Below are 18,068 nucleotides of genomic sequence, written 5' to 3'. Positions count from 1 at the left end.
GATGGCTTGCGCGGCCAGCATGCCACCTGATTCGATAGACGTCAACATAGATATTCATCGAATCCGGGGGGTTCTTTCATGGAGCACGTCGACGTCGCAGTGATCGGCGGCGGGCAGTCCGGGCTGGCCACGGCGCACGCTCTACGGCAGCGGGGCATCGCGCCCGTGGTGCTGGAGGCGTCCGATCGGGCGGCGGGATCGTGGCCGCGCTACTACGACAGCCTCACGTTGTTCTCACCCGCCCGGTACAGCTCACTGCCAGGGATGCCGTTCCCCGGCGCCGACCCGGACCGTTACCCGCACCGGGACGAGGTCACCGACTACCTCACCGCGTACGCCGCCCGGCTGGACGCCGACATCCGCACCGGTCGGTGCGTCACCGCCGTCCGCCAGGCCGACGAGAAGTTCGAGGTGGAGCTGGCGGGCAGCGAGCGGCTGGCGGCGCGCGCCGTCATCGCAGCCTCGGGCACCTTCGGCCGCCCGCACCGCCCGGCACTGCCGGGCCTGGAGGGCTTCACCGGCGCGCTGCTGCACGCCGCCGACTACCGCAGCCCGGAGCCGTTCACCGGGCAGCGGGTCGTTGTGGTGGGTGCGGGCAACTCCGCCGTGCAGATCGCGGCTGAGCTCGCCGTGGTCGCCCGGGTCTCACTGGTCAGCCGCGCCCCGGTGAAGTTCGCCCGCCAGCACATCGGGGGCCGTGACCTGCACTTCTGGCTCAAGCGGACCGGACTGGACGTCGCGCCGCTCGGTCGGCTGCTGCGCATCCCGCCGTATCAGCTCGTCATCGACGACGGCCGCTACCGGGCCGCCCTCGCCCAGGGAGCGCCGGACCGGCGAGAGCTGTTCACCGGCATCGACGGCGCCAAGGCCCTCTGGCCGGACGGGACGCGGGAGGAGGTGGACGCGATCATCCTTGCCACCGGCTACCGGCCCGACCTGCCCTACCTGACCGGCCTCGACGGCGCCCTCGACGCGGCGGGGCAGCCCCGGCACCGCGGCGGCGCCTCGCTCACCCACTCGGGTTTGGCGTTCGTCGGGCTGGAGTGGCAACGCAGCCTGTCGTCCAACTCCCTGCGCGGCGTGGGCCGGGATGCCGACCGCGTCGCGAGGCGGCTGGCGCACCGCCTCGCCCGGGGCTGACCGCTCCGCGCCTCGCCCGCCTGGTTCGATGTGTGTCAACATAGACGTATGTCGAATGTCAAGGTGCTGCCGCTGATAGAGCCCGCCGACGGCCAGGCCGTGGCGCCGTGCTGCCCGCCATTGACCGAGCGCCCGTTCAGTGCTGAGGAGGCCGAGGTGGCCGCGCGGATGTTCAAGGCGCTCGGTGACCCGGTGCGGCTGCGGCTGTTCTCCGCGGTCGCCTCGCACGAGGGCGGCGAGGCGTGCGTGTGCGACATCTCCGATGTCGGCGTCTCGCAGCCGACCGTCTCCCACCACCTGAAGAAGCTCAAGGAGGCCGGGCTGCTGACCTCCGAGCGGCGCGGGACCTGGGTCTACTACCGGGTCGAGCCGTCCGTGCTGGCCGCGATGGGCAAGCTGCTGACCATCGCGCCGGTCCCGGCCTGAGCGTGATCAAGGGCCGGGGCGAAGGCCGCCGTGGCCAGACCGACCCCGGCTGAAGCATCCCGGGTAATCGTTTGGCGTGGACGCGCGTGGAGCGGTGCTCGGTTGGGTGCTGCCACGAGCGGGTGCGGGGTGATCGTGCTGGACCGTCGCAGTCCGCGCGTCAGCCGGCCGCGCTCTCGCTGCCGAGGGTGAGTTGGCGGTGGTGGAAGTCGAAGTGCTGGGTCGGGTAGCGGTAGATGTCCGCGAGGGTCATGAAGTCTTTGAAGAAGGGATCCCAGCGGACCGGGTAGTGCATGCCGCGAGCGAGGTCCGTCTCGGACTCGGCGGCAAACTGTCGCTGCAGGGAGTCTGTGACGCGGTCGAAGGCGGCGCCCATGCGGCGCGGCCCGAAGACCGTCACCGCCCCGCACGGACCGAGGTGGTTGACCAGGTCGAACGCCACTGTGGCCGCGTTGAGCACCCGCGCGAACATTTTGCTCGCCCGGCGGGGCAGTCGCCCGAACACGCGCACCAGGATGAGCAGGGCCCGCACGACCATGTAGCCGAAGAGCATGTGCCACAGCAGCTGCTGGTTGGTCCACTTGGTGCCGCGGGTGGGCCGGGCGAGATCATCTTTCGACGCGCCGGCGAGGAGTCGGTGAAAGGTCTGGCGGGCGCGCGCGTAGTCGTCGTACACGGCTTGGCGGTCCATCGGTTCCGCGTTCGTCATGGCCTGCTCGTTCTCGGTCTCAGCCCCGCCCCGGGACTGCGATGATGCCCGCCCCGGGGTGGGGCCTCACCGGTCGCCGCCGTGTTCGTCCTGAAGAATCGGGCCGAAGGTCTGCTGCCCGATCTGCATGGCCCGGTCCTGGCTGACGACCTGGCCGCTGATCTCGAGGTGGGCTTGCTGCCACTGATGCCCCGAGGCGCGGCCGGTGAAGAAGTTCAGTGCGTCGCAGCACACCGCGGCGGCCGGTCCGTCGGCTTCGCGACGGCCGATGAACACGACCGCGTCCGTCGGCTCCCAGTGTGTGCTGCCGGCGGTGAAGGTGATGGTCACCGACTGGTCGTTGACCGGGTCGCAGGAGGAGATCCGTACGTCCTGGCCGCCGAGCATGGCGGAGATGCCAAGGGCGTCGACGGCGCACATCGACCACACTTGCGCTCCGCTCGCCAGGCTCACCCGGTGCCGGGTCCCGACCGCCGAGAACGGGTAGGCCGCCCGGATCCGCCCCACTGCGTCGAGGGTCAGGAAGTCCTCGCGGTCCAGCTCGGCGAGGACGTCAGCCGCAGTCCTGCCCGCGACGGCGGCTATCGGATCGAGTGCGGCGCTATCCGGTGCCGCGCCTTCGGCAGCGAAGTGCCGCAGCACCGCCTGGTGGACGGCGCGCAGCCCGCGCTCGGCCGGGGCGCGCCGGCCACGGCCGAACCGTCCGACGGGATCTAGCAGATCGTCCGTGCAGCACTCCTGCTCCTCGGCGGCCTGGATGCCCAGGGCCTGGCGCAGGGCCTGGATGCTCGGGGCCCCGTCCGTGCGACCGTCCGCGCCCCGGTAGAGGCGGCAGGAGACACTCGCCGGGGCCCCGGTCATCGCGAAGGGGTCGACGCCGTTGAGCAGGACGGTGGGTGAGCCCGTCATGCCCCAGTGGGCGGCCTCGGCCTCCTGGCGCACCTCGACGACCTCCACCTGGGCGCTCCGGCCGGCCAGCGCCGCGGTGATCCGCTCCCGTACGACCGGCACGTTCGGGCAGTCAGGCACCGCAAGGATGGTGATCCGCATGTCCGCTGTCCTCCCTGGCCAGGGTCACTCGCCCCGACCGTAGACCTTCCAGCGCACTGGAAGGTCAAGGCGCTAGCGTGGAGGTATGCGTATCGGCGAGCTGGCGGCGGCGGGCGGGCTGACCACCAAGACCATCCGGTTCTACGAGCAGGCCGGACTGCTGTCCGCGCCCCCGCGTACCTCCGGCGGCTACCGCGACTATCCGCAGCACGCGGTCTCCAGGCTGGGCTTCATCCGGGAGGCCCAGGCCGCCGGGCTCACCCTCGCCGAGATCCGCTCCGTGCTTGCCCTGCGCGACAGCGGGCAGGCGCCCTGTGCCCAGGTCGGTGCGCTGATCCACCAGCATCTGGCGGAGATCGACCGGCGGATGGCCGAGCTGCGCGAGGCCCGTGCCGCGCTGCGGGAGCTGGCCCGGCGGGCAGCGGTGACCGATCCCGATGAGTGTTCCGAGGGCGAGATCTGCACCATTCTCAGCCGGCCATGACCGACTTCCGGTCCGGGGCCGGTACGAGGCGGGGGATGAGGCGTACGTAGGCGACCATGCCGATGACCTCGACGAGGGTCTGGGTGACCACCACGACCGCGGCGACGGCCAGATCGTCGGGCAGGGCGAGAGCGAGCGGCAGGACGACCAGCGAATTGCGGGTGGCGCCGGTGAAGACGACCGCCCGGGACGCGGGGGCGCCGAGCCGGAACAGGCGTGCCACCACCCGCCCGGCGAAAGCCATGACGATCAGGAAGACGGCGTAGACAGGGATGACGGCCGCCACGTCGCCGAGGCGGCCGTCCAGCTTGGGGACCTGGGAGGCGACGACCGTGATCAGGGTGGCGGCCATCAGCGGCACCATGGTGGTGGTCGCGGCGCCGGAGACCTTCTGGCCGGCCTGACGGCGCGCGGCCCACGCCTGCAGGGCCCAGGCCAGGGCGAGCGGGATGACGATCAGGAAGAGGAAGGCTTTGAGGAACGGGCCCGCCTTGACGATGTTCCCCAGGTCCGGGCCCATGAACAGGTACAGGAAGCCGGGCAGGAGCAGCATCTGCGCGACGAGCAGGAGCGGGGTGGCGGCCAGCAGGCGGCGGCTGTCGCCGCCGGCCAGTCCGCTGAAGACGATCACGTAGTCCACGCACGGGCACAGCAGCACGAGCAGGACGCCGACCCGGACCGCCTGGTCTGCGGGCAGGAACGTGAACAGGGCCGCCACGACGAGGGGCACGACCACGAAGTTCACGGCCATCGCGGCGGACAGGAACCTGCCGTCGCGCAGCGAGCGGATCAGGTCCGAGGCCGGGACCTGGAGGAAGGTCACGAACAGCAGCGCGCCGAGGACGGGATTGATGGCGTGCTCCAGGCCGGGGCCGGCGGCGGGCGCCGCCCAGCCGAGGAGGCCGCCCAGGGCCATGGCGCCGAGGTAGATCGCAATCTGGTGGGCTTCCATCCGCTCGACCAGACCGCGCGGTTGCGGCGACACCCTGTCCGACTCCCTTGCTGCTGTTCGCCCTGCTGTGTGGCTGCCCGCTGTGAGGGGGCGGTTCATTGTGGCAAGTGGCCGGGGTCGCGGTCCGACGGGATCCGGGTGGGCATGTCCACATCCACAGGTCCGGGTCCGCTCCGGCAGGCCGACGCCTTCTGTCGGCGGCGGTGCAGCCACAGGGCCGCCACGACGGCGGCGACGGCGACCACGGCGAGGGCCGGTATCCAGATCGCGCCGATGACGGAAGCGGCTCCGATGCCGCCCAGAACGGCCAGCAGTGGTCCCGCGCAGCACACCGCGCAGGCGGCCACCGCGAAGAGCCCCATGCTCAGGGCGGACTTGCGGGAGGAGGGCGGGGTGGTCACGAGATGGCTCCGAAGAGGTCGGCCAGCAGGGATCCGGCGGCCTCGGGGGCGCGCACGGTCAGCGCCAGCGAGGCAGGGCTCAGGTGCAGGGAGAAGTCGAAGAATGCGCAGCAGCCCTGCTCGGCCGCCGCCAGCGCGGCGAGTTCGGCCGCCAGTGCGGGGGTGCTGGGAAAGGTCAGGCGCACCCCGTCCGAGACCTCCTCTCGCCCCGTGGCCCGGGCGATCAGAGCCCGCCACTGCTCCGTCCGCTCACCGAGCTCATCACCGCCCAGGGTGCAGGCCACCGGCGCCTGCCGCCACGACTCACCGGCCTCGGCCGGCACCGGCGACGTGGCGGGCGGACGGGTGGGTGACAGCTCCACCAGCACGGGGCCCGGCGCCTCGTTGTCGCTGGTGCAGCCGCAGTCCGGGCCGCAGGCACCCGAAGGAGCCGGACCGGCCAGCCGCTCGTGCACGTCGGCTAGGCGGGCGGAGAACGCCGTCAGCTCGCCCGCACGGCGGTCCGCGTCCGCGATCCGGTCGGCGACCAGCGGCACCATCCGGGCCCGCACCGCCGCGCACACTCCCGCGTCCCGTACATCGAGCAGGTCGCGGATGTCCTCCAGTGCGAGCCCCAGCAGCTTGGCGGAGGAGATGAAGGCCAGGCGCTCCACCGACTCCTCGTCGTAGAGGCGGTAGCCGGACGCGGTGCGCTCGGCCGGCAGGAGCCCGGCCGTCTCGTAGAACCGCAGCGTGGACGCCGGAACGCCACAGCGTTCGGCCAGCTGGGATATCCGCAGAGTGCTCATGCCTCGAACGTAAACCTTCAAGTCGACTGGAAGGTCAAGCCCGCAGCAGCCCTGCGATCTCACGGGCCGCGTCCCGGGCCGGTCGGCCCACGCCGATGAGGGTCGCGGAGGCGGGGCCTGTCCAGTCGCCGTAGCCGAGCAGGTGCAGGCGTGGCTCGTCCGCGGCTCGCGTGCCGTGGGTGGCGATGTGGCCGAGTCGGCCTCGGAGCTGGAGTGGGGCAAGGTGGGAGAGGGCCGGGCGAAAGCCCGTGCACCAGATGATCGCGTCGGCCTCGGCCTGGGTGCCGTCGGCCCATTCGACGCCGCCGGGGACGAGGCGGCTGAACATCGGTGCAGCAGTCAGCAGTCCGCAGTCGCGGGCTTCGCGGACGGGCGGTACGGCGACGATGTCACCGAGCGAGGCGACGCCTCCTGTGTCGGTGCGGCCCTCGTCGAGGGCCCGGCGGCGGGCGGAGGCGGCATCGAAGAGGGCACGGCCGTCGATGCCGTCGGCCAGGAAGCGCGGCGGACGTTGAGTGGCCCACGTCAGCTGGGTGTTGTAGGCGACGTCGGCGGCTATCTGCGCGCCGGAGTTGCCGCCGCCCACCACGACGACGCGGCGGCCGGCGAAGTCCTGCGGTCGCCGGTACTCGACGGTGTGCAGCTGCTGTCCGCCGAAGTCCTCTCGGCCGGGGACGGCGGGGAGGAAGGGCCGCCACCAGGTGCCGGTCGCGCTGATCACGGCTCGGGCGTGCCACGTGCCGGAATCGGTCTCCACCCGCAGAAGCCCGCCTTCGCGGTGCACCCCGGAGACGCGTACCGGCCGCTCGACGGGCAGCCCGTAGCGTTTCTCGTAGTCCCGTAGGTAGGCCACCACATGTCCGGCGTCCGGATACTCCTGCCCCGGCTGCGGGGGCATGAGCCGCCCAGGCAGGGAGGAGAAGGCAGCCGGGGAGAACAGGTGGAGCGAGTCCCAGGTGTGCTGCCAGGCGCCGCCGGGCGTGGGCTGGGCGTCGAGGATGACGAAGTCCACGCCCAGGCGGCGCAGGTGGTAGCCAGCGGCGAGGCCGGACTGGCCGCCGCCGATCACCACCACCTGTGTGCGCCCGCCGCCGGTCACGGTGTCCGGACGGTGTCGGCGGACTGGGGGCAGCAGGCGGCGTGCGCCTGGTGGGCAGCCGAGCAGGTCCGGCACAGCAGCCGCCGAACGGGCGGGTCGGTGGTGACCGTGCGGTTGATCGCCTTGGTGCAGGTCAGGGTCTGCTGCCCCATCTGGACGTGCTGGGCGCACGCGGCGGCCCCGCACTGGCGGCAGACGCCGATCGCCGGCGTCTGCCGCCCACCGCTGTAGCAGTCCAGGCAGTGCATCAGCCGTCCTGCCGTACCGGGGTGAGCTGCTGGGCGGCGCTGAACTTCCGCCGCCAGGCCAGGGAGACGTACACGAGCGCGACCAGGACCGGGACTTCGATGAGCGGGCCGACGACCCCGGACAGTGCCTGACCGGAAGTGACACCGAAGGTGGCGATGGCTACCGCGATGGCCAGCTCGAAGTTGTTGCCGGCCGCGGTGAAGGCGAGGGTGGCCGTGCGGTCGTAGGCGAGGCCGATGGCCTTGCCGAGGGCGAAGGTGCCGAACCACATGACCGCGAAGTACACGAGCAGCGGCAGCGCGATGCGGGCGACGTCGAGCGGCTGGGAGGTGATCGTCTTTCCCTGCAGGGCGAAGAGGATGACGATCGTGAAGAGGAGGCCGTACAGGGCCCACGGGCCGATCCTCGGGAGGAAGTTGGACTCGTACTTCTCCTGGCCGAGCTTCTTCTCGCCGATGCGGCGGGTGAGGAACCCGGCCAGCAGCGGGACGCCGAGGAAGATGACGACGTTCAGGGCGATCTTCCACATGGAGATGTCGAGGTGCTCGCCGTCGCCGAGGCCGAGCCAGCCGGGCAGCAGGTCGAGGTACAGCCAGCCGAGCAGGCCGAACGCGATGACCTGGAAGACAGAGTTGAGGGCCACGAGCACGGCAGCCGCCTCGCGGTCGCCGCACGCGAGGTCGTTCCAGATGATGACCATGGCGATGCAGCGGGCGAGTCCGACGATGATCAGGCCGGTGCGGTACTCGGGCAGGTCCGGCAGGAAGATCCAGGCCAGCGCGAACATGATGGCCGGGCCGACGATCCAGTTGATGACCAGCGACGACACCATGAGCTTCTTGTCGCCGGTGACGGCGTCGAGCTTGTCGTAACGGACCTTGGCCAGCACCGGGTACATCATGATCAGCAGGCCGACGGCGATCGGCAGGGAGATGCCGCCGATCTCGACCTTGGCGAGGGCGTCGTTCAGGCCGGGGATGGCGCGGCCCAGGCCGAGGCCGAGGGCCATCGCGGCGAGGATCCAGACGGCGAGGAAGCGGTCGAGCGTCGACAGCTTCGCGACGACCGAGGACTCCTCGGCGGTCGCGGCTGTTTCGGTGGGGGTCACGGGCAGGCCCTCTTGTTCTCGGCGGCGTTGCGAGCGGATTCGGCCAGGTCGGCGAACTGGCCGGCGAGCTGGGCGATGACGTCGGGGCGCAGCTTGTAGTACGTGTACCGGCCGCAGGGTTCCGTTTCGACCACCCCGGCCTCGCGCAGGACTCTCAGGTGGTTGGAGAGGTTGGTCTGCTTCGCACCGGTCTCTTCGATCAGGTGCGTGGAGCAGAGCGTTTCCTGGGCGAGGAGGGTGACGATCTGGAGGCGGAGCGGGTCGGCGAGGACTCGCATCAGATCAGTGTCGACTGACGTCATCATGGACTGATACTGTCACATCAGTGGTGGCTGACACCACCGGGTGCTGAATTCATTCGGCCCTGATGTCGTCGTGAGACAAGAGAGACCTCCTGATGTCCGAGAAGCCCTCCGTGCTCTTCGTCTGTGTCCACAACGCCGGCCGTTCGCAGATGGCCGCCGCGTGGCTGACCCACCTGGCCGGGGACCGCGTCGAGGTCCGCTCCGCCGGCTCCAACCCGGGCGCGGGCGTCAATCCGGCCGCCGTCGAGGCCATGGCCGAGGTCGGTATCGACATCTCCGCCGAGGTCCCGAAGATGCTCACCGTGGACGCGGTCAAGGAGTCGGACGTCTGCATCACCATGGGCTGCGGCGACACCTGCCCCGTCTTCCCCGGCAAGCGGTACCTGGACTGGCAGCTGGAGGACCCGGCGGGCCAGGGCGTCGAGGCGGTACGGCCCATCCGCGACGAGATCAAGGTGCTCATCGAGGGCCTGATCAAGGAGATCGCGCCGGAGCCCACGGCATGAACGCGAGCACGGACATCCGCAACGTCATCGTCGTCGGCTCCGGCCCTGCCGGATACACCGCCGCCCTCTACACCGCCCGCGCCTCGCTGAAGCCACTGGTCTTCGAGGGCGCGGTCACCGCCGGCGGCGCGCTGGTCCAGACGACCGAGGTGGAGAACTTCCCCGGCTTCCGCGACGGCATCATGGGCCCGGACCTGATGGACAACTTGCGGGCCCAGGTCGAACGCTTCGGCGCCGAGCTCGTCCCCGACGACATCGTCGAGGTCGACCTCACCGGCACGGTCAAGACCGTCACCGACAGCGCGGGGACCGTCCACCGCGCCAAGGCCGTCATCGTGGCGACCGGCTCGCAGCACCGCAAGCTGAACCTGCCCGGCGAGGACGCACTCTCCGGCCGGGGCGTGTCGTACTGCGCGACCTGCGACGGCTTCTTCTTCCGCGAGCACGACATCGTGGTGGTCGGCGGCGGCGACACGGCGATGGAGGAAGCCACTTTCCTCTCCCGCTTCGCCCGCTCCGTGACGATCGTCCACCGCCGCGACACCCTGCGCGCCTCCAAGACCATGCAGGACCGCGCCTTCGCCGACCCGAAGATCTCCTTCGCCTTCAACCGAGAGGTGGCCGAGATCCACGAGGACGGCGGCGCACTCGCCGGTCTCACCCTGCGCAACACTGTCACCGGCGAGACTTCCCGTCTCCCGGCCACCGGCCTGTTCGTCGCCATCGGCCACGACCCGCGCACCGACCTGGTCACCGGCCAGCTCGACCTGGACGCCGAGGGCTACCTCAAGGTCGCCTCCCCCTCCACGCGTACGAACATCCCCGGCGTCTTCGGTGCCGGCGACGTCGTGGACCACACCTACCGCCAGGCCATCACGGCCGCCGCCTCCGGTTGCGCGGCGGCACTGGACGCCGAGCGGTACCTCGCCGCCCTCACCGACGCACCCGCAACGGCCGCGGCCGTCGCCGCCGTCTGACGGCACCCGCCCCACCCCTGTACGAGGAGACCCGCATGGCTCTCAAGAACGTCACCGACGCATCCTTCGAGCAGGACGTCCTGGGTAGCGACAAGCCTGTGCTCGTCGACTTCTGGGCGGCCTGGTGCGGCCCGTGCCGTCAGCTCACCCCTTCCCTGGAGGCGATCGCGGCCGAGCACAGCGACGCCATCGAGATCGTCAAGCTCAACATCGACGAGAACCCGGACACCGCCGTGAAGTACGGCGTGATGTCGATCCCCACGATGAACGTCTACAAGGGCGGCGAGGTCGTGCAGACGATCGTCGGCGCCAAGCCGAAGACCGCGCTGGAGCGCGAACTGGCCGACCACCTCGGCTGAGCGGCCACAAAGAAGGACCGGCTCCCCGAAGGGCCGGTCCTCGCGCCGCCCGCCGCACAGACGGCGGCCGAAGCTGTGGTGCTGGCGCGGCTACACCCGGTCGAGTGCCTGGGTCGCCAGTGCGCCGACCGACCGCTGCAGGATCGTGCGCACCCTGTTCAGGCCGTCGCAGTTCACCGAGTACCAGGACCAGGTGCCGCGGCGTTCGCGGTTCAGGAGGCCCGCCTCGGTCATGATCTTGAGGTGGTGGCTGACGGTCGGCTGCCTGAAGCCCAGGCAGCCGGCGAGGTCGCAGACGCAGGCTTCGCCGGACGGTGCGCGTTCGACGATGCGGAAGATCTGCAGCCAAGTGGGGTCGGTGATGGCCTTGAATATGAGGGCCAGACGCTCGGCCTCGTCCCGCTCGATGAGCAGGCACGCAAGACCGGGACCACAGCTCTCCGCTGCCGCCTCACCCGCTTCCTCAGCGCCGCTCAATTCAGTGATAGCCATCTATTCGTCGTAACTGAGGGCCCGACCCAACCATGTTCCGTAGTGAGAGCGGTGTTGGAGCCGCAGACCGAGGAGCCGCCCCATGGACGAGCAAAGCCCTCTCGGCCGAGGCCGCCGAGCAGCACCGCATCTGCAGGACATCGATCCCGTACTCGAACGCATCACGGCCCGGCTCGCCGTACGCCACGGCGGGGCGTTCTCCCGTCAGACCGTGGAGCGGTATGTCGAGGAGTGCTCCTGGGTGCTGTCGGCGAAGGCGCGCGTCGCCACCCACGTGCCCGTTCTGGTCGAGCGGTTCGCCGACCAGCGGCTCGGGGCCCTGGCCCGCGGTATGGGGCTGTCGCCGAAGCCGGTGCCCGAGGTGCTGTTCGTGTGCACCGAGAACGCCGGGCGTTCGCAGTTGGCCGCCGCGCTGCTGCGGCATCGGGCCGGGGACGGGGTCCGGGTGCTGACGGCCGGTTCCGAGCCCGGCTCGGAGATCACCCCGGTCGTGCTCCGGCTGCTCGCCGAGCAGGGCATGAACGCGGACGAGGAGTTCCCCAAGCCGCTGACCCGCGAAGTCGTCACCGCCGCCGACGTCGTCGTCACCCTGGGCTGCGGGGATGCCTGCCCTGTCCGGCCGGGGCGCCGCTATCTGGACTGGGACCTGCCGGACCTGAGCGGCCTGGACATCGAGAGCGCGCGAGCGGTACGGGACGGCCTCGCTACCCGTGTCGACGTACTGGTGGATGAACTCCTGCCGGGTGGGGCTGGGGCGGGAAACGTCCGCGGACGTCGAGCCGGTGAAGGCGGCGTGTAGCCGGACCTGACAGGGCTGGTTGGTCGCAGCGCCGCATCATGTCGATCTTGAGCGTCTGCGGGGGAGACAGCGGGCTTTGGGCTCGATACGGTGTAAAGAACGCGTCAAGAACTGGCGCGGGGTGTGCCGGGAAGTCTGGTCGGCGTCCGTGGGGCCGTGTGCCCTTTTTCCACCGACGCCCGGAGGACTCCCCGCCGTGTCCGATGTTCGCTCGCGTTCCTACTTCCTGGGCCTGCTCCCCCTTCCCGAGCGTCAGGCCGTCGCCCGTGCGCTGCGGACCGAGACCGTCGGTGGCCTGGTCCTCCTTGCCGCTGCGGTGGTGGCGCTGGTGTGGGCGAACAGCCCATGGAGCGGGGCGTACGAGGAGATACGGGATTTCCATTTCGGGATACCGGCCCTCGGCCTGGACCTGTCGGTGGGGCACTGGACGGCGGACGGGCTGCTCGCGGTGTTCTTCCTGGTCGCCGGGATCGAACTCAAGCGTGAACTGGTCGTCGGCGAGCTGCGTACCCCCGCGACGGCGGCGCTGCCGGTGATCGCCGCGGTGTGCGGAATGGCCGTGCCCGCCGCCCTGTATGCCGTGACCGCCTCGGTGGGCGGCGGGAGCCTGGACGGGTGGGCGGTGCCGATGGCCACCGACATCGCCTTCGCCCTCGCCGTGCTCGCGGTCCTGTCCACCCACCTGCCGGCCGCGCTGCGCGCGTTCCTGCTGACCCTCGCGGTCGTCGACGACCTCGGCGCCATCTTGATCATCGCGGTGTTCTTCACCTCCGACCTGAACCTGTGGGCGCTGGCCGGGGCGGTCGCCGGACTCGTCGTCTTCTACCTGCTCCAGCGGGCGCGGGTACGTGGCTGGTGGTGGTACGTCCCCCTCGGCGTCACGGTCTGGGCGCTGACGTACAACGGCGGCGTCCACGCCACGGTCGCCGGGGTCGCGATGGGGCTGATCCTTCGTACCACCCGTGACGCCGGTGAGAAGAAGTCCCCGGCCGCACGGGTCGCGCACCTGGTGCACCCGGTCTCGGCCGCAGTCGCGGTGCCGCTGTTCGCGCTGTTCGCCGCCGGGGTGAGCATCAGCGCCGGGGCCCTGGGCGAGGTCTTCACCAGTCCCGAGCCCCTCGGCATCGTCATCGGTCTGGTCGCCGGCAAGACCGTGGGCATCTTCGCTGGGACGTACCTGGCCGCCCGCTTCACCCGCGCCCGCCTCAACCCCGACCTGGCCTGGGCCGACGTGCTGGGCCTGTCGGTGCTGGCAGGGATCGGCTTCACCGTGGCCCTGCTGATCGGCGAACTCGCCTTCCCCGACGGCCAGACCACAGAGCACGTCAAGGCGGCGGTCCTGATCGCCTCCGTGCTCGCCGCCCTGATCGCCGCCGCCCTGCTGCGCCGCCGGAACACCATCTACCGGCGGCTGTACGAGGCGGAGAACCTCGACGCCGACGCGGACGGCATCCCCGACATCTACCAGCAGCCCCACGGGGCAGTCGGCACCGGGCCGGACAGGCAGGACACCTGATGGGCGGCAGCGAGACATCACTGCTCGCACCCGTGATCATCGTCGCGGCTCTCGTCATCCGCACCGCGTTCGCCGAGATCCGCCACCCGGGCAGCGCCCGCCACGAATGGGCCTTCGCGGCCGATCGGCGGGCGATGGCGGCCGGAGGCGTGGTCGCGGTGAGTGTGACGGCCATCGGCTGGAGCCAGTCCGGGTGGGCTGCCGTCGCCTGGGCCCTCCTCACCGGCGCCCTGACCGCACACCTGATCGGCAGGGACAGGTGATGCCGTCACCGCAGCAGCCCCAAGAGGAGCAGCGCATGTCCAAACGTCGCATCCAGGCCGTGCTGGCGGCCGTCGGAGCTCCACTCACCCTGCTCGGGGCGTTGACGTACGTCCTGCCCGGCCCCGGCCTCCCCGTCCTGGTCATCGGCATGGCCTTGCTGATCACCGGTCTGGTCATGGCCGCCACCGGCCACCGGCGACATCCCACCCGCGTATCGGGACTCTGGGCTCGCACTCCCACCAGAAGGGGATGACGACGATGCTTTGGCAGTTGTTCGCACCGGCAGTCTCCACTCTCCCGATCGCCGGCGCTGCCTGGTGAAGCGGGCCCCGCGACGGTGGGCAGAAGCCACCTCCGTCACCGCATGGTGGATCACGGTCGCCTTCGCGCTGTGGCTACTGGGCATGGCACTCGGGCAGCCGGTGAGCCTCGCCGGGTGCGCCGCATCGGCCGCCCTTCTGGCCGCGATCGGAGAGGCCGGAGAATGGCTGCGGCGTCGCTGGGTTGCACGCCGCGGCGGTGGCCGGCGGGGCCCCTGGGCCGGACCGAGGTGACGCGTTGAGCTCGCGTCCACGGACCACGCTCGCATCTACGGGCAGGTGACCGACGTGCCCTGAGGAACTACTCGGGATTGTTCTCGCGCTGCTGGAGGGCGGCATAGTCGGCGTGGGCTGCTGCGATGGCTTCGGGGTACGCCACGCCTGTCGTTCGAACAGCGGAGGACCCCGGCGGTCGGCCGGGGTCCTCTCGGGTTTCGCTGGGATGGGTCAGTGGCTGGTGAGTTCGCCGGTGAGCTTGCCGTGGAGGTCGGCGCTGGGGTTGTTCAGGCCGATGATCTCCACGGTCTTGCCGCGCTGGGCGTATTTGGTCTCGATCGCGTCGAGGGCGGCGACGGAGGAGGCGTCCCAGATGTGGGCGGCGGACAGGTCGATGACGACCTTGTCGGGGTCGGTGGCGTAGTTGAACTGGCCGACGAGGTCGTTGGAGGAGGCGAAGAACAGCTCGCCGGTCACGGAGTACACCACCGTGCTGCCGTCGGGGTCGGTGACGGCGGTGACGTTGGCCAGGTGAGCGACGCGCTTGGCGAAGATGACCATGGCGGTGACGGAGCCGACGACGACGCCGATGGCGAGGTTGTCGGTGGCGACCACGCAGATCACGGTGATGACCATGACGGCGATCTCCCCGGCGGGCATCCGCTTGAGGGTCTTGGGGGCGATGGAGTGCCAGTCGAAGGTAGCGAACGACACCATGACCATGACGGCGACCAGGGCGGCCATGGGGATGTCGGAGACGACCGGGCCGAAGACGATGCACAGCACCATCAGGAACGCGCCTGCCAGGAAGGTGGAGAGGCGGGTGCGGGCGCCGGACACCTTCACGTTGATCATCGTCTGGCCGATCATCGCGCAGCCGCCCATCCCGCCGAAGAAGCCGGTGACGATGTTGGCGACGCCCTGGCCGATCGACTCGCGGGTCTTGGAGGAGTGCGTGTCGGTAATGTCGTCGACCAGCTTGGCCGTCATCAGCGACTCCATCAGACCGACCAGCGCCATCGCGAAGGCGTAGGGCGCGATGGTGGTCAGGGTGTCCAGGGTGAACGGCACGTCCGGCAGGCCGGGCACGGGCAGGGAGGACGGCAGGTTGCCCTTGTCGCCGACGGTCGGCACCGCGATGCCGGCGGCGACCGTGATCACGGTCAGGATGACGATGGACACCAGCGGGGCCGGGATCACCGTGGTGACCTTCGGGAAGAACACCATGAGGGCCAGACCGGCCGCGATCAGCGGATACACCGCCCAGGGCACGTCGTGCATCTCGGGAACCTGGGCCATGAAGATCAGGATGGCGAGGGCGTTGACGAAGCCGACCATCACCGAGCGCGGCACGAACCGCATCAGCTTCGCCACCCCGAGCGCGCCGAGCGTGACCTGGATGAGACCGGCCAGGATGACCGCGGCGACCAGGTAGCCGAACCCGTGCTCACGGTTGAGCGGGGCGATCACGAGCGCGACCGCGCCGGTCGCGGCGGAGATCATCGCCCGTCGGCCACCGACGACCGAGATGACCACGGCCATGGTGAACGAGGCGAAGAGGCCGACGGCCGGGTCGACACCGGCGATGATCGAGAACGAGATCGCCTCAGGGATCAGCGCGAGGGCGACGACCAGGCCGGCCAGGACCTCGGTACGCCAGACCTTCGGATCGTTCAGCCAGTCGGGGCGCAGGCCGCGCAGCCGCGCGGCGGGAGTCACAACGGTGGAAGACAAGGAGATGAGTACCTGTCGTGCTCGGGCACACCCCATTGGCAGGCCGGGGCGTGGGGGAGAACGCGGAGGAGCCGGGCCGGCACCCCGCGGTCGGCCCGCGAGGAGCGGGCCGGAAGTCGAAGAAGTGGCGGAGCCGGGGCCTGCGCGAGGGCGCGGCCGAGCGGCTCACATCGAAGGGCGAAGGGTCACGGCGGGCAGGCGGCGGCGGTGGGCGTCACGGGCTCGCGCACACTCTCTCCTGCAAGAATCGGATCTTCGCCGGAGGCGCCATCGGCCCCGGAACGGCAGTCGCGGGGCAGCCGGGCCGCCCTCGCCGTCAGCAACTCTACCCTAACGTTAGAGTAGAAATCAGCGGGGCGGCACGGGGCGCGGTCCCGGCAGGAAGAGAAGGGTCAGGACACGGGCGTGGACGACAAGCACATGCAGATCGGCGAGGTCGCCGCGCGGACAGAGCTGTCCCTGCGCACCATCCGGCACTACGAGGAAACCGGCCTGGTCGTCCCCTCGGCGCGCTCCCAGGGCGGCTTCCGTCTCTACACCGAGACCGACGTGCAGCGGCTCATGGTCATCCGCCGTATGAAGCCGCTCGGCTTCACCCTCGACCAGATGCGCGACCTCCTGGACGCCACCGACCGCCTCGACCACGAGCCCGGCCCTGACGCCAGCGAACGCAAAGCCCTGTTGGACCGCGTGCGCGAGTACGAGCAGGCCGCCACCGAGCAGGTCGAGAAGCTTCGGATCCAGCTGGCCCGCGCCGAGGACTTCGCCGCCACCCTCGGCGCCCGCCTGCACCAGACACCGTCGGCGTCCTCCTGACGACCGGACACAGCCACCGACCCGTACGTCCTGGCGGGCCCCGGCTTCACCTTCGTCCTCCCCGCCAGCCTGCCCCTCCTCGTCACCGGGCTTGTCACGACCGCCGTCGGCCGCCGCGAGCCTGAGCGGTATGACCATGAGGGCGTAGCGGGCAGGGACCGCTACCAGCGAGGATGCCTGCCATGGCTACCGACCAGAATTTCGTCTCGCTACGTTCGACGCACTCGACACCGATGGTGTTCGGTGCAGGGGCGGCCATTGGCGTACTTGGGGGGATGATCGGTCTGGGCGGCGCGGAGTTCCGCCTGCCGCTGCTGATCGGCCTGTTCGGGTTCGCCGCGCTTTCTGCGGTCATCCTGAACAAGGCGATGAGCCTGGTCGTGGTGCTGATCGCGCTGCCCGCCCGCCTGTCTGCGGTCCCGGCCTCCGATGTGTCCGCGCACTGGTCCGTCACGGTCAACCTGCTGGCCGGGAGCCTGCTGGGGGCCTGGGCCGGAGCGGCGTGGGCGGTGCGGATGCGTACCGCCACCCTGTACAGGGTGCTGGCCGGGCTGATGGTACTCATGGCGGCAGCCCTACTGGCCACGCACATCTCCACGCTCGGGACGCTCGCCCTGCCGCTGTGGGCTCAGGTGCCGATCGGGGTGGTGGCCGGCTTCGGCATCGGGGTGGTCGCGGCGATCATGGGTGTAGCCGGGGGCGAACTGCTGATCCCGACGATCGTGCTGCTCTTCGCGGTCGACATCAAGACCGCGGGAAGCCTCTCCCTGCTGGTGTCACTGCCGACCATGCTGGTGGCCTTCGCCCGATACAGCCGTGACGGCAGCTTCGCGGTGCTGGGCGCCAACCGCCGCTTCACCCTTGTCATGATCGCAGGCTCGATCGCCGGTGCGATGCTGGGCGGGCTGCTCCTCGGCGTGTTCCCGGAGCTGGTGCTCATTCCTGTACTGGCCCTGATCCTGCTCATTTCCGCCGTCAAGCTCGCCCGGCACGACTGACTCCGCCAAGACTGGTGGCCAGTACACAGCGGACCGGCGCCGGAAGCTCGCTCCCCGGACCGGGCGCCGCATGGCCAGCCGTTCCACGCCCCCTGCTCGGTGCTGACCGTTCGCTGCCGGCCCCGGTAGGCCCTCTCCGGCCCATGGCGTGCGACGGTGGGCTGGCCTGGAGGGGCAGAAGGCGCACACTGGAAGAGCACACCCGGGACGGGAGTGCCGGTGATGGGGCTCACCGCAAACGCGGAGGCGTCCGCTGACGGTCCCTGGTCCAGCCGTGCTGACCAGGAGGAACCATGCCCGCATCCTCACCCGGCAGTGGCACCGCCTTGCGGCATCGTGCCGTCTGCCTCGTCACACGGC

Annotated in this window: 23 protein-coding genes; 12 read left to right on the top strand and 11 right to left on the bottom strand. The window is 70.5% G+C overall.

Annotation, left to right across the window (positions count from 1 at the left end; translation table 11 throughout):
* Positions 1-78: 78 nt before the first annotated feature.
* On the top strand, positions 79-1,140 hold the full coding sequence (locus OG507_RS32715) for a flavin-containing monooxygenase (protein WP_327370709.1): 1,062 nt from the start codon (positions 79-81) through the stop codon (positions 1,138-1,140).
* A gap of 48 nt (positions 1,141-1,188) precedes the next feature.
* Positions 1,189-1,566 carry an ArsR/SmtB family transcription factor gene (locus OG507_RS32710; RefSeq protein ID WP_327370708.1) on the top strand — a complete coding sequence of 126 codons (378 nt, stop codon included), beginning with the start codon at positions 1,189-1,191 and terminating at the stop codon, positions 1,564-1,566.
* Positions 1,567-1,726: 160 nt separating this feature from the next.
* Here the strand turns inward: OG507_RS32710 and OG507_RS32705 are convergent, their stop codons facing one another.
* Complete coding sequence (locus OG507_RS32705) at positions 1,727-2,275, bottom strand: DinB family protein (RefSeq protein ID WP_327370707.1); 549 nt, start codon at positions 2,273-2,275, stop codon at positions 1,727-1,729.
* 66 nt (positions 2,276-2,341) lie between these two features.
* Positions 2,342-3,325 (bottom strand): alkylmercury lyase family protein, encoded by a 984-nt coding sequence (locus tag OG507_RS32700; RefSeq protein ID WP_327370706.1) that lies wholly within the window; start codon positions 3,323-3,325, stop codon positions 2,342-2,344.
* Positions 3,326-3,410: 85 nt separating this feature from the next.
* Between OG507_RS32700 and OG507_RS32695 the strand changes: the two genes are divergently transcribed.
* Positions 3,411-3,809 (top strand): heavy metal-responsive transcriptional regulator, encoded by a 399-nt coding sequence (locus OG507_RS32695; RefSeq protein WP_327370705.1) that lies wholly within the window; start codon positions 3,411-3,413, stop codon positions 3,807-3,809.
* Here the strand turns inward: OG507_RS32695 and OG507_RS32690 are convergent.
* The 7 genes from OG507_RS32690 to OG507_RS32660 form a co-directional block, all read right to left on the bottom strand.
* Complete coding sequence (locus OG507_RS32690; protein WP_442811122.1) at positions 3,796-4,761, bottom strand: bile acid:sodium symporter; 966 nt, start codon at positions 4,759-4,761, stop codon at positions 3,796-3,798. The genes OG507_RS32695 and OG507_RS32690 overlap by 14 nt on opposite strands.
* A 95-nt stretch (positions 4,762-4,856) precedes the next feature.
* Complete coding sequence (locus OG507_RS32685) at positions 4,857-5,162, bottom strand: hypothetical protein (protein WP_327370703.1); 306 nt, start codon at positions 5,160-5,162, stop codon at positions 4,857-4,859.
* On the bottom strand, positions 5,159-5,950 hold the full coding sequence (locus OG507_RS32680) for a MerR family transcriptional regulator (RefSeq protein ID WP_327370702.1): 792 nt from the start codon (positions 5,948-5,950) through the stop codon (positions 5,159-5,161). Before OG507_RS32680 ends, OG507_RS32685 begins: the two co-directional genes overlap by 4 nt.
* 34 nt (positions 5,951-5,984) lie before the next feature.
* The gene (locus OG507_RS32675) at positions 5,985-7,049 is read right to left on the bottom strand and encodes an ArsO family NAD(P)H-dependent flavin-containing monooxygenase (protein WP_327370701.1); all 1,065 of its coding nucleotides are present in this window, start codon (positions 7,047-7,049) and stop codon (positions 5,985-5,987) included.
* Positions 7,046-7,297 (bottom strand): DUF2180 family protein, encoded by a 252-nt coding sequence (locus OG507_RS32670; RefSeq protein WP_327370700.1) that lies wholly within the window; start codon positions 7,295-7,297, stop codon positions 7,046-7,048. The genes OG507_RS32675 and OG507_RS32670 overlap by 4 nt, the downstream gene beginning before the upstream one ends.
* On the bottom strand, positions 7,297-8,406 hold the full coding sequence (gene arsB / locus OG507_RS32665) for an ACR3 family arsenite efflux transporter (protein WP_327370699.1): 1,110 nt from the start codon (positions 8,404-8,406) through the stop codon (positions 7,297-7,299). Before arsB ends, OG507_RS32670 begins: the two co-directional genes overlap by 1 nt.
* The gene (locus OG507_RS32660) at positions 8,403-8,711 is read right to left on the bottom strand and encodes an ArsR/SmtB family transcription factor (protein ID WP_269647416.1); all 309 of its coding nucleotides are present in this window, start codon (positions 8,709-8,711) and stop codon (positions 8,403-8,405) included. Before OG507_RS32660 ends, arsB begins: the two co-directional genes overlap by 4 nt.
* Before the next feature lie 92 nt (positions 8,712-8,803).
* On the opposite strand from OG507_RS32660, the gene OG507_RS32655 reads away from it, so the two are divergent.
* The 3 genes from OG507_RS32655 to trxA are packed head-to-tail and all read left to right on the top strand — an operon-like array spanning position 8,804 to position 10,553.
* A complete protein-coding gene (locus OG507_RS32655) occupies positions 8,804-9,217 on the top strand; it encodes an arsenate reductase ArsC (RefSeq protein ID WP_327370698.1) in 414 nt (137 codons plus the stop codon).
* The gene (gene trxB / locus OG507_RS32650) at positions 9,214-10,194 is read left to right on the top strand and encodes a thioredoxin-disulfide reductase (RefSeq protein ID WP_327370697.1); all 981 of its coding nucleotides are present in this window, start codon (positions 9,214-9,216) and stop codon (positions 10,192-10,194) included. The genes OG507_RS32655 and trxB overlap by 4 nt, the downstream gene beginning before the upstream one ends.
* A gap of 35 nt (positions 10,195-10,229) precedes the next feature.
* Positions 10,230-10,553 (top strand): thioredoxin, encoded by a 324-nt coding sequence (trxA, locus tag OG507_RS32645; protein ID WP_327370696.1) that lies wholly within the window; start codon positions 10,230-10,232, stop codon positions 10,551-10,553.
* A gap of 90 nt (positions 10,554-10,643) precedes the next feature.
* Here trxA and OG507_RS32640 read toward each other — a convergent pair whose 3' ends face one another.
* The gene (locus OG507_RS32640) at positions 10,644-11,045 is read right to left on the bottom strand and encodes an ArsR/SmtB family transcription factor (protein WP_327370695.1); all 402 of its coding nucleotides are present in this window, start codon (positions 11,043-11,045) and stop codon (positions 10,644-10,646) included.
* A gap of 82 nt (positions 11,046-11,127) precedes the next feature.
* Between OG507_RS32640 and OG507_RS32635 the strand changes: the two genes are divergently transcribed.
* From OG507_RS32635 to OG507_RS32620, 4 genes are all read left to right on the top strand, one after another.
* Complete coding sequence (locus OG507_RS32635; protein ID WP_327370694.1) at positions 11,128-11,844, top strand: arsenate-mycothiol transferase ArsC; 717 nt, start codon at positions 11,128-11,130, stop codon at positions 11,842-11,844.
* 196 nt (positions 11,845-12,040) lie between these two features.
* Positions 12,041-13,360: a Na+/H+ antiporter NhaA gene (gene nhaA, locus OG507_RS32630; RefSeq protein ID WP_327370693.1), complete on the top strand. Its 1,320-nt coding sequence runs from the start codon at positions 12,041-12,043 to the stop codon at positions 13,358-13,360.
* Positions 13,360-13,623 (top strand): hypothetical protein, encoded by a 264-nt coding sequence (locus tag OG507_RS32625; RefSeq protein ID WP_327370692.1) that lies wholly within the window; start codon positions 13,360-13,362, stop codon positions 13,621-13,623. Before nhaA ends, OG507_RS32625 begins: the two co-directional genes overlap by 1 nt.
* A 35-nt stretch (positions 13,624-13,658) precedes the next feature.
* On the top strand, positions 13,659-13,877 hold the full coding sequence (locus tag OG507_RS32620; RefSeq protein ID WP_327370691.1) for a hypothetical protein: 219 nt from the start codon (positions 13,659-13,661) through the stop codon (positions 13,875-13,877).
* A gap of 514 nt (positions 13,878-14,391) precedes the next feature.
* Here the strand turns inward: OG507_RS32620 and OG507_RS32615 are convergent.
* The gene (locus OG507_RS32615; RefSeq protein ID WP_442811054.1) at positions 14,392-15,894 is read right to left on the bottom strand and encodes a SulP family inorganic anion transporter; all 1,503 of its coding nucleotides are present in this window, start codon (positions 15,892-15,894) and stop codon (positions 14,392-14,394) included.
* A gap of 405 nt (positions 15,895-16,299) precedes the next feature.
* Between OG507_RS32615 and OG507_RS32610 the strand changes: the two genes are divergently transcribed.
* Together OG507_RS32610 and OG507_RS32605 are read left to right on the top strand one after the other, a co-directional pair.
* A complete protein-coding gene (locus OG507_RS32610; protein WP_327370689.1) occupies positions 16,300-16,710 on the top strand; it encodes a MerR family transcriptional regulator in 411 nt (136 codons plus the stop codon).
* A gap of 182 nt (positions 16,711-16,892) precedes the next feature.
* Complete coding sequence (locus tag OG507_RS32605; protein ID WP_327370688.1) at positions 16,893-17,708, top strand: sulfite exporter TauE/SafE family protein; 816 nt, start codon at positions 16,893-16,895, stop codon at positions 17,706-17,708.
* The last annotated feature ends 360 nt before the right edge of the window (positions 17,709-18,068 follow it).

The organism is Streptomyces sp. NBC_01217 (assembly GCF_035994185.1).
GTDB lineage: Bacteria > Actinomycetota > Actinomycetes > Streptomycetales > Streptomycetaceae > Streptomyces.
Note: the sequence above shows the minus strand (reverse complement) of the source record. Positions and strands in the feature narration are given on the sequence as shown.

Bases quoted from the DNA above. Each gene is read 5' to 3' on its own strand.
- OG507_RS32715 (WP_327370709.1), top strand. From the start codon at position 79: ATGGAGCACGTCGACGTCGCAGTGATCGGCGGCGGGCAGTCCGGGCTG.
- OG507_RS32710 (WP_327370708.1), top strand. From the start codon at position 1,189: ATGTCGAATGTCAAGGTGCTGCCGCTGATAGAGCCCGCCGACGGCCAG.
- OG507_RS32705 (WP_327370707.1), bottom strand. From the start codon at position 2,275: ATGACGAACGCGGAACCGATGGACCGCCAAGCCGTGTACGACGACTAC.
- OG507_RS32700 (WP_327370706.1), bottom strand. From the start codon at position 3,325: ATGCGGATCACCATCCTTGCGGTGCCTGACTGCCCGAACGTGCCGGTC.
- OG507_RS32695 (WP_327370705.1), top strand. From the start codon at position 3,411: ATGCGTATCGGCGAGCTGGCGGCGGCGGGCGGGCTGACCACCAAGACC.
- OG507_RS32690 (WP_442811122.1), bottom strand. From the start codon at position 4,761: ATGGAAGCCCACCAGATTGCGATCTACCTCGGCGCCATGGCCCTGGGC.
- OG507_RS32680 (WP_327370702.1), bottom strand. From the start codon at position 5,950: ATGAGCACTCTGCGGATATCCCAGCTGGCCGAACGCTGTGGCGTTCCG.
- OG507_RS32670 (WP_327370700.1), bottom strand. From the start codon at position 7,297: ATGCACTGCCTGGACTGCTACAGCGGTGGGCGGCAGACGCCGGCGATC.
- OG507_RS32660 (WP_269647416.1), bottom strand. From the start codon at position 8,711: ATGATGACGTCAGTCGACACTGATCTGATGCGAGTCCTCGCCGACCCG.
- OG507_RS32655 (WP_327370698.1), top strand. From the start codon at position 8,804: ATGTCCGAGAAGCCCTCCGTGCTCTTCGTCTGTGTCCACAACGCCGGC.
- trxB (WP_327370697.1), top strand. From the start codon at position 9,214: ATGAACGCGAGCACGGACATCCGCAACGTCATCGTCGTCGGCTCCGGC.
- trxA (WP_327370696.1), top strand. From the start codon at position 10,230: ATGGCTCTCAAGAACGTCACCGACGCATCCTTCGAGCAGGACGTCCTG.
- OG507_RS32640 (WP_327370695.1), bottom strand. From the start codon at position 11,045: ATGGCTATCACTGAATTGAGCGGCGCTGAGGAAGCGGGTGAGGCGGCA.
- OG507_RS32635 (WP_327370694.1), top strand. From the start codon at position 11,128: ATGGACGAGCAAAGCCCTCTCGGCCGAGGCCGCCGAGCAGCACCGCAT.
- OG507_RS32625 (WP_327370692.1), top strand. From the start codon at position 13,360: ATGGGCGGCAGCGAGACATCACTGCTCGCACCCGTGATCATCGTCGCG.
- OG507_RS32620 (WP_327370691.1), top strand. From the start codon at position 13,659: ATGTCCAAACGTCGCATCCAGGCCGTGCTGGCGGCCGTCGGAGCTCCA.
- OG507_RS32605 (WP_327370688.1), top strand. From the start codon at position 16,893: ATGGCTACCGACCAGAATTTCGTCTCGCTACGTTCGACGCACTCGACA.